The following is a 2155-nucleotide window of genomic DNA, read 5'->3' as shown; positions in this document are numbered from 1 at the left end:
TGTCCGGAGAGATCCATTCTGCATGTGCGGTCATGGCGTCACGAACGAGCATGGTTACCTCCTGCTCTGCGCGGCTTCGAGTCTGAGGCATGTGGCTCTCTGAATGGATTGCCTGGTGGTCTCCACGCTGCGCCGGAATGCGCTGCGCCAGCCGAGCGCGCTATTCAGAAAACTGCCGAAAGCTTGGTCCGGGAAAAGACTCTGGCGAAGGCCTGTCCCAGAGAGCGGCATGCCCGTGGATGATAACGGATCATCGCGGGGCGAGCCGGCGCGGTGTGCTGGCCGCCAATCAGTTCGGCGCAGCACGGGCCGCTGCATCGCCGGGTAATCGGTGCCGCAAGGGCGGAACGCGCGCCAGCCGCGAAGAAACGCGGATTTGCGCCCGGCATCCCGCGCATCGCGTATCGTCCTGCGCTATGATGCAGACGATTGCTCCGACGAGCAGGAGTGGAGCATGATCCACGCGGCGTGCCACACGGCCGATGAGGCGATGCTGGTCGAGTTCGACGCAACCCCTTGGTTCGACGAGGCCGATCCGGCCGCCATTGCGCTTCTCGCCAAACGGGGCTGGTCGGCGCCGTGGGTCGCTGACGCCCTCGAGCTCCGGACTGGATATGAAGCGATCAGCGAACTGATCCGCTACGCGCGGGATCGGCTGGAGATCGAGTCGAGGGAGGATCCATCCTGGCCGACATTCGAGTGCCGTGTCGATGGCGCCGAGGCGACCGCATGGCTCGATCGACATCGACCCGATATCGCAACTGAGCTCCGCCCGCGCCGCTTCGGGTGGCCGAGAAGAGGTCCATGGTTGATCGCGAGCGCGTCGTTGCCGGGCGCCAGTCTTCGTGTGCCATTGCCGCGCGAACGCGATCGGACACGACCGCGACGGGACCGCATCAATACCAATTCAGCTAGCAGCCTTGGCCGCGAACCTCGGCGATCAGATCACCGGCCGCCCGGAACGAGTAGCCTACCACGTCGCCGTCCGCGTGGATCCAATCCCGATTGGCCCGTGCAGACCAGAACTCCGGGGCAGTGTCGTCGTCGTTAAGATCTAATGCACGTCTGACAGCCCTCTCAAAAGCCGCATGTGGTTCTATCGCTCGATCAGACCTCGACGACACAGAGGGGATCGAACCACGGATTTTCTCGATCACCGTGAAGATTTGGATAGCCAGCCTGATTGCCAGGACGCGGGTGCGGTCCACTCGGTAGTCGTGTGATCCGTGATCGTGGCCGTGGACCCAGAGTTCGGGCTGGTTCCCTCCATCAGAGCCGCAGCCCGGAGCCGGGGGCGCCCTATACCTATGTGACGACGAAGACATTCCTGGCGGTCTTGGGTCTCGCCAGCCTGCGCGACCTGCCCGATCTCGAGAAGCTCGAGGATGCGGGCCTGCTGAGCAAGGACACGCTGCTGGCGAGGCGATTCCGACGAGCGGCGCCGACGTTCTCCCCCTTTGATGACCCGGATCCGAGCGGTGGAACTGAGCCTCGCCTCTGACCTGGGATCGTTCAGCCGTACTCAAAAGTCTGGATTGGCGCGCTTGAAGACGAGCCGGCCCGCTCTAAGGTACGAATGTGTGTTGAGGGAGAGTTGCGATGGCCTACCGCCCCCACGATGTCATGTTTGCTTTCGCCAAGACAAGAAACGGCACGCACGTTGCGCTTGCGATGCAAAAACACCCCTACCGGAAAACGCCGAACGAGTTCGAGATCGAAGGGGTCGATCTTGACACTGAGCTGTGCCTGCAAAACGGCTTTCTCCCCGTCGGGCCAAGGGTCTGGTCATTGGTCGGTGATATCGACCAAGAAATGGCGGTCGCGTTTTTGACGGGTCTTGGCTTCGTTTACGACCCTCAKATCGCGGCGGGGGATCGGGCAACGGATGTCGTCGAGGGTCGCTCGACTAAGGCGATCCTCGGTTTCTACCGCGCCGAATGGCTTGTGATGGTCGTAACGTCGGTCGCGCTGGCGTCTTGGGTTGCGATTTGAGCACTGTGATGGGGATCGACGCCGTGGTGGCCGGCCGGCTTGTCAGCACGCCGCAGCCCGGCTTTGCCCTGCACCAGCTGACCTAGGGCGGCGGCGCCGAGGGGGCCCTGCACCAGCTGACCTAGGGCGGCGGCGCCGAGGGGAGGGCGACGCAGAACGCGAC

General features: G+C 63.4%; 1 protein-coding gene and 1 pseudogene. Both read left to right on the top strand.

The genetic code is table 11. From position 1 onward, the window contains the following. Window positions 1–1276 precede the first annotated feature (1276 nt). Window positions 1277–1501: pseudogene (locus tag AC1D34_RS36880) on the top strand (SMC-Scp complex subunit ScpB); the annotation flags it as partial. Window positions 1502–1599: 98 nt separating this feature from the next. Further along, window positions 1600–1992 (top strand): hypothetical protein, encoded by a 393-nt coding sequence (locus AC1D34_RS36875; protein WP_476826937.1) that lies wholly within the window; start codon window positions 1600–1602, stop codon window positions 1990–1992. The last annotated feature ends 163 nt before the right edge of the window (window positions 1993–2155 follow it).

This window comes from Allobosea sp. P1_A7, from assembly GCF_056406775.1.
The sequence above is the reverse complement of the archived record's forward strand: the minus strand, read 5'-3'. Positions and strand labels throughout refer to the sequence as shown.